The following is a 7,662-nucleotide window of genomic DNA, read 5'->3' on the forward strand; positions in this document are numbered from 1 at the left end:
CGGCCCCCGCCGGGCCCGGCGCGGTCGATGCCGGCGTCGCCGTGCCCGGCGCCGCCCCCCGCGCGCCCCGGTCCGTCGGGCCGGTGTGGCGGCGGCTCTCTCCCGACGAACCCCGGCCGTCCCGGACGGCTGCCTGAGCTCTGCGGCGCCGTGCCGTGCGGTATCCGCACCCGGCCGCCGCTGTGACACCTCCGAGCCCTGAGCGGGCTCGCTCTTCCTCACGCCAAGGACGTGCTGATGAATGCCATGACCGTGGGCGCGGTAGCGCTCGTCGTCCTCTTCCTGCTGGCCCTCCTCGTCGTCTCCCGGCTGTTCCGCAAGGTGGAGCAGGGCAAGGCCCTCATCGTCTCCAAGATGCGCAAGGTCGACGTGACCTTCACCGGGCAGGTCGTCCTGCCGGTGCTGCACCGGGCCGAGGTGATGGACATCTCGGTGAAGACCATCGAGATCACCCGGGCCGGCAAGGAGGGTCTGATCTGCCGGGACAACATCCGCGCGGACATCCGCATCTCGTTCTTCGTCAAGGTCAACAAGACCGTCGAGGACGTCGTCAAGGTCGCCCAGGCGGTCGGTACGGCGCGGGCGAGCGACCGCGACACCCTCCAGGAGCTGTTCCACGCGAAGTTCTCCGAGGCGCTGAAGACCGTCGGCAAGCAGCTGGACTTCACCGACCTCTACACCAAGCGCGAGGAACTGCGGTACCGGATCATCGAGGTCATCGGCGTCGACCTCAACGGCTACCACCTGGAGGACGCGGCGATCGACTACCTGGAGCAGACGCCGCTGACCCAGCTCGACCCGGCCAACGTCCTCGACGCGCAGGGCATCCGCAAGATCACCGAACTGACGGCCGTGGAGCACGTACGCACCAACGAGGCCCAGCGCACCGAGGAGAAGGAGATCACCCGGCAGAACGTCGACGCCCGGGAGGCCATCCTGGAGCTGGAGCGCCGCCAGACGGACGCCGAGATCAAGCAGCGCCGGGAGATCGAGACCGTGCGGGCCCGCGAGGAGGCCGAGACGGCGCGGGTGGTGGAGGAGGAGCGGCTGCGCGCGCAGGGCGCCTTCCTGCGCACCGAGGAGCAGCTCGGGGTCCAGCGCGAGAACCAGGCCCGTGAGGTCGCCGTCGCCGCGAAGAACCGGGAACGGGTCATCGCGATCGAGAACGAGCGGATCGAGAAGGACCGGCTCCTTGAGGTCATCGCGCGGGAGCGGGAGACCGAGCTGACCCGGATCGCGGCGTCCAAGGAGGTCGAGGCGGAGAAGCGGGAGATCGCCGAGGTCATCCGCGAGCGGGTCGCCGTGGACCGTACGGTCGCCGAGCAGGAGGAGTCCATCAAGAAGCTCCGTGCGGTGGAGGAGGCGGAGCGGCAGCGGCAGGCCGTGATCATCGCCGCCGAGGCGGAGGCGCAGGAGCGGCTGGTCAAGGACATCAAGGCCGCGGAGGCCGCGGAGGTGGCGGCCACGCACCGTGCCGCCGAGGAACTCACCATGGCCGAGGCCCGGTTGAAGAGCGCCGACCTGGACGCGCAGGCCAAGCTGCGGATGGCCGAGGGCATCCAGGCCGAGGCCGCCGCCGAGGGGCTGGCCGCGGTGCAGGTCCGCGACAAGGAGGCCGACGTCATCGAGAAGGCCGGCCGTGCCGAGGCGGAGGCCACCCAGGCCCGGATGCGTGCCGAGGCCGAGGGCGCGCGGGCCAAGGCGCTCGCCGAGGCCGAGGCCATCGGCGGCAAGCTGAAGGCCGAGGCCGCCGGACTCACCGAGAAGGCCGCGGCGATGGCCGCCCTGGACGACGCCTCCCGCGGTCACGAGGAGTACCGGCTGCGCCTGGAGGCGGAGAAGGACATCCGGCTCGCCGGTCTGGACGTGCAGCGGCAGGTCGCCGAGGCCCAGGCCACGGTGCTCGCCACCGGTCTGGAGAACGCCGACATCGACATCGTCGGCGGGGACTCGGTCTTCTTCGACCGTCTGATGTCCTCGGTGGCGCTCGGCAAGGGGGTCGACGGCTTCGTCAAGCACTCCGAGACGGCGCAGGCCCTCGCCGGGCCCTGGCTGGACGGCTCGTCGAACTTCACCGACGACCTGACCCGCGTCCTCGGCTCGGTCTCCACGGCCGACGTGCAGAACCTGACCGTCTCCGCGCTGCTGATGAAGCTGATGAAGACGGGTGACGCGCACGCCGGCCAGGTGCAGAAGCTGCTCGACAAGGCGGGGGAGCTGGGGCTCGCGGACGCCCCGCTGACGTCCCTCAACGGCAGCGCCCGGGGCTGACACGGCCGGCCCCCACTGTCCTCCGGAGCCGCCGTACGGGGAGGGGCGGCTCCGGAGCCCACTCGCGGAAAGGAACCCCATGGCAACCGGGGCGGACACGGACACCAGCACGCACGCGGCACCGGACACCGGCACGGGCCCGCACCAGGGCGCCCGGGAGGCGCTGGACACCGGCACCTACGAGGTCCTCCGCGACCGGCTCGCCGCGCAGGCCGCCGAACTGGCCCGGCGTGCGGAGGAGTTGAACACTCGCCGGGTCGAGGAGTTCGGCTCGGCCGGGCTCGAACTCGCCGGCACGGAGCGGCTGCGGACCGAGCGGGCCTGCGTCCCCCAGGACGTGGTGGCCGTCGGCGGGGCGCTGCTCCTCGGCCACAACACGGCCTTCGCGACCCGGACCGAGGTCGCGGTGGGCGACGTCCTCGCGCTGCACGACCGGGATCTGAACCGGCTGCCCGACGACGCCGTGCCGGGCCTGCTCGACGACCCGGCATTCGTACGGGAGTTCGCGGCCCTGTACCGCTACTACCGCGAGGCGACCCTGCTGCGGCTGCGCCGCGTGGAGGGCAGGCTGCTCGCCGTGTTCCGCACCGGCGAGAAGGCCGACGACATCCGCGTACTGCGCTGGGCCCTCACCGACGACGGGCGGGCGTCGTTCCTGGACGCGCGCGGCGACCGCGACCACGTCCTGCCGCCCGCGCACGACTTCACGTGGACCGCCGCGACCCGCGAGGACCACGTCCTGGGCCGGCACCCGCACGTCTCCGTCGGCGGCGAGGTGTTCGTCGCCGCCGTCGGCGGGGCGCTCACCGTCAAGGTGGACAACGACACCGAGACGGCCGGGGGCATTTACAGCGAGCCGGTCGCCGAACCGCTCCAGGCGCTCGCCGACGCGGACATCGCGCACGCCCGGGTGGGCGCGCTGATCCTGCTGCGCGTACGCCCCTACAAGGAGGACACCGACCGTTACCTGGTGTTCAACACTCTCACCAGGACGGTCGTCCGGCTCGACGGCATCGGGCAGGCCTGCCGCCGCCTCCCCGACGACCAGGGCGTCATCTTCCCCGGCGGCCACTGCCTGGCCACCGGCACCCACCGCACGTACGAACTCGACGTGACGGGGCTGGAGTTCGAGCGGGAGGTGCGCTCGCCCAACGGCGAGGACGTGCTGTACGCGTTCCAGGACCCCGCGCAGGGCCGCACCCTGCTGCTGCCGTACAACCTGATCCGCAAGGAGGTCGCGGCCCCGCTGTCCGGCCGCGGCTGGGCGCTGTTCGACGACGGCACGCTCACCCTGCTGCGCACCGAGGACGGCGGCGAACCGGCCCGGGTGCACCCGGTGCAGCGGTGGACCTCCCCGTTCGTGTCCGACACGTACGCGGCCGCCCGCCCGGCCGGCAGCGGCCCGCTGGCCCGCATCGGCAACGCCGACCTCGTCCGGGGCATCTCCGACTGCCTGTCCGTGACCCGCGCCGCCACGGAGACCACCCCGACCGGCGGGGTGTACGCGGAACTCGCCGCCGCCTGCGTCCGGGCGGCCGACGTCCACCACTGGCTCGGCGACCCCGAAGTGGGCGACCTGGCGGACCCGTTGGGGCAGGTGCGGGCGACCGCGGAGCAGGTGCTCGCCGAGTTCGAGAACGTACAGGCCCTCACCCGGCAGGCGTCCGACGCGCTGGAGGAGGCCGCCGCCCGGCTCGCCGCCGTCGTCCGCAGGCTGCGCGGCGAGGCACCGCGCGGGGCCGCCGCCTGGGTCAACGGACTGGCCGAACTGCGGCGCGCGCAGGGGCATCTGCTGACCCTGAAGGAGATGCGGTACGCGGACGGCGACCGCATCGACGAGCTGGCGGCCGGCGCCGAGGACGACCTGGCCGCCTTCGGGCAGCGGGCCGTCGCCCACCTGGCCCGCGAGGACGCCTTCGCCGAGCACCACGCGGACGTCGAGCGGCTCGTCGCCGACGCCGGGGCGATCGGCACCGCCGCCGGCGCCGCACCCCTCGACGCCCGCCTGGACGAACTCGCCGAGCAGCTCGCCACGGTGACCGAGGTCGTCGCCGGGCTCGACATCGGTGACGCCACCGTCCGCACCGGCGTCCTGGAGCGCGTCGCCGAGGCCCTCGCCGGGGTCAACCGCGCCCGCGCCGTCCTCGCCGCCCGCCGCCGCGCCCTGCTCGACCAGGAGGGCCGCGCCGGGTTCGCCGCCGAGTTCGCGCTGCTCGGCCAGACGGTCACCGGCGCCCTCGCGGTCGCCGACAGCCCCGAGGCGTGCGACGAGCAACTCGCCCGCCTGCTGGTGCAGGTGGAGAACCTGGAGTCCCGGTTCGCCGAGTTCGACGACTTCCTCGGCGAGCTGGCCGACAAGCGCGACGAGATCCACGAGGCGCTGTCCGCGCGCAAGCAGTCCCTCGCCGACGCCCGCGCCCGCCGCGCCGAACGCCTCGCGGACTCCGCCGCCCGCGTCCTGCGCACGGTCGTGCGCCGCGCCGCCACGCTCGCCGACGCGGACGCCGTCACCACCTACTTCGCCTCCGACCCGATGCCCGTCAAGGTCCGTCGCACCGCCGCCGAACTGCGCGAACTCGGCGACCCGGTACGGGCGGAGGAACTCGACGGCCGCCTGGAGGCCGCCCGTCAGGAGGCGGCCCGCGCGCTGCGCGACCGTACCGACCTGTACGCCGACGACGGGCGCACGCTGCGCCTGGGCGGCCACCGCTTCGCCGTCGGCACCCAGCCCCTCGACCTCACCCTGGTCCCGCACGGCGACGGCCTCGCCCTCGCCGTGACCGGCACCGACTACCGCGCCCCGGTCACCGACCCGGACTTCGCGGCCACCCGCCCCTACTGGGACCGGCTGCTGCCGTCCGAGTCGCCCGGCGTCTACCGCGCCGAACACCTCGCCGCCCGCCTCCTCGACGAACACGGCCCGGCCGTCCTCGCCCAGTGCGACGACCTGCCCGCCCTCGTGCGGAGCGCGGCCGAGGCGGCGTACGACGAGGGGTACGAGCGAGGCGTCCACGACCACGACGCCACCCTGATCCTGACCGCGTTGCTGGACCTGCACGACGACGCGGGCCCGCTGCGCCACGAGCCGGCCGCCCGCGCCGCCGCCCAGCTGTTCTGGGCGCACGGCACGACCGAGGACGCCCGGCGGGACTGGCGGCGGCGCGCGGTCTCCCTGGCCCGCGCCCGGGACACCTTCGGGCTCGCGCCGGCCATCGCCGACCTGCGGCGGGAACTGGCGGAGGCCATGACCGGGGAGGCGGGGGAGGCCGGGGAGGCCATGACCGGGGGAGCGGGGGAGACGGCTGAGGCCGCCGCGGCGTACCTCTTCGAGGAGCTGACCCGCGGCCCCGAGGGCTTCGTCCTCGGCGCCGGCACGCGCACGCTGCTGGACAAGTTCCGCCGCACGGTGGGCGGCCCGGCCTACGACGAGGACGTCGCCGCCCTCGGCGACCTGGCCGCGCGCCGCCAGCTCGTCGAGGCCTGGCTGACCGCGTACACGGCCTCCACGGGCACGGAGACCACGCCGGGCGACCTGGCCGAGGCGGTGGCCGCCGAGCTCTGCCCGGACCTGCCGCGCTACCCGCACGACGCCCCGCTCACCCGGACCGTACGCGGCCTGCTCGGCGCCCACCCGCGCCTCACCGACGGCACCCTCACCGTCCGCGTCGACGAACTCCTCGCCCGTACCCGCGCGTTCCGCACCCACGACCTGCCCGGCCACCGCGCCTACCAGCACCATCGCACGACCCTGCTGGCCGCCGAGCGGGCCCGGCTGCGCCTGGACGAGTACCGCCCGCGCGTGCTGCCGGCGTTCGTCCGCAACCGGCTCATCGACGAGGTGTACCTCCCGCTGATCGGCGACAGCCTCGCCAAGCAGCTCGGCACCGCGGACGCCGCGCACCGCACCGCCGGCGGCGGGCTCCTCCTGCTCGTCTCCCCGCCCGGCTACGGCAAGACGACGCTCGTGGAGTACGTCGCCGACCGCCTCGGCCTGATGCTGGTGAAGGTCAGCGGCCCGGCGCTGGGCCACGGCGTGACCTCGCTCGACCCCGCCGAGGCGCCGAACGCCACCGCCCGCCAGGAGGTCGAGAAGATCAACTTCGCGCTGGAGGCGGGCAACAACACCCTTCTGTACCTGGACGACATCCAGCACACCTCGCCCGAGCTGCTCCAGAAGTTCATCCCGCTGTGCGACGCCACCCGCCGCGTCGACGGCGTGCGGAACGGCGAGCCGCACACGTACGACCTGCGCGGCAAGCGCTTCGCCGTGTGCATGGCCGGCAACCCGTACACCGAGTCCGGCAGCCGCTTCCAGGTCCCCGACATGCTGGCCAACCGCGCCGACGTCTGGAACCTCGGCGACGTCCTCACCGGCAAGCAGCACGCCTTCGCGCTGAGCTTCGTCGAGAACGCCCTGACGGCCAACCCGGTCCTCGCCCCGCTCGCCGGGCGCGACCGCGCCGACCTCGACCTGCTGCTGCGCCTCGCCGAGGGCGACGGCACGGCCCGCGTCGACCGGCTCGCCCACCCGTACGCGCCGGCCGAACTGGAACGCGTCCTGGCGGTGCTGCGCCATCTGCTCACGGCCCGCGCCACGGTCCTCGCGGTGAACGCCGCGTACATCGCCTCCGCCGCCCAGCAGGACGACGCCCGCACGGAACCGCCCTTCCGCTTGCAGGGGTCGTACCGCAACATGCGCAAGATCGCTCAGCGGATCCAGCCGGTCATGGACGACGCGGAACTGTCGGCGCTGATCGAGGACCACTACCGGGCCGAGGCCCAGACCCTCACCACGGGCGCCGAGGCGAACCTGTTGAAGCTGGCCGAGCTGCGCGGCACCCTGACGCCGGAGCGGGAGGCACGCTGGGCCGAGGTGAAGGCGGCCCACGTGCGCGGCCGGACGCTGGGCGGCGCGGACGACGACCCCCTGGCCCGGGCCGTGGCCGCGCTCGGCCTGCTCGCGGACCGGATCGGCGCGGTCGAGTCGGCGATCGACCGCGCCGCGCGGCCGGGAGGCCGGCCGTCAGGCGTGCACGCCCGGCACCAGGAGACGCCGGAGGCGTGACGGCCGTGCCCCCGGGCCCCGCTCACCATGCCTCGGCGTCCTCCGCCGCGTCCGCGGGCCCCGCCTTCTCAGTCGTCGACCGCAGGCGCGTCGCGATCAGCGGCAGGACGAGTACGGAGATCATCGCGGCGCCGACCAGGGACGCCGCCTCGTCCGAGCCGAGGAGCTTCTGGTCGACGCCGATGGTCGTGATCGCGACGACCAGGGGCAGGCACGTCGAGGCGAAGAGGGCGAGGGCCCTGCGGTCGGTGGGGTCCAGGTCCCGGGGTGCCAGCAGGTACACCGGGACACCGCGCACCAGCAGGACCAGCAGCAGGAAGACCGGA

General features: G+C 74.2%; 3 protein-coding genes. 2 read left to right on the forward strand and 1 reads right to left on the reverse strand.

Annotation, left to right across the window (positions count from 1 at the left end; genetic code table 11):
• Positions 1-237: 237 nt before the first annotated feature.
• Together GTW67_RS03870 and GTW67_RS03875 are read left to right on the forward strand one after the other, a co-directional pair.
• Entirely contained in the window at positions 238-2,271 is a 2,034-nt protein-coding gene (locus tag GTW67_RS03870; protein WP_161163376.1) for an SPFH domain-containing protein, read from the forward strand.
• A 79-nt stretch (positions 2,272-2,350) separates the two neighbouring features.
• The gene (locus GTW67_RS03875; protein WP_161163377.1) at positions 2,351-7,336 is read left to right on the forward strand and encodes a DNA repair ATPase; all 4,986 of its coding nucleotides are present in this window, start codon (positions 2,351-2,353) and stop codon (positions 7,334-7,336) included.
• 22 nt (positions 7,337-7,358) lie between these two features.
• Here the strand turns inward: GTW67_RS03875 and GTW67_RS03880 are convergent.
• Positions 7,359-7,662, reverse strand: a 304-nt coding sequence (locus tag GTW67_RS03880; RefSeq protein WP_346010553.1) for a cation:proton antiporter domain-containing protein, incomplete at its 5' end; no start/stop codon positions are given.

The organism is Streptomyces sp. SID5910, assembly GCF_009862125.1.
Classification (GTDB): domain Bacteria; phylum Actinomycetota; class Actinomycetes; order Streptomycetales; family Streptomycetaceae; genus Streptomyces.

Excerpts from the sequence above, each read along its gene's own strand:
- GTW67_RS03875 (WP_161163377.1), top strand. The coding sequence starts at position 2,351 with ATGGCAACCGGGGCGGACACGGACACCAGCACGCACGCGGCACCGGAC.
- GTW67_RS03870 (WP_161163376.1), top strand. The coding sequence starts at position 238 with ATGAATGCCATGACCGTGGGCGCGGTAGCGCTCGTCGTCCTCTTCCTG.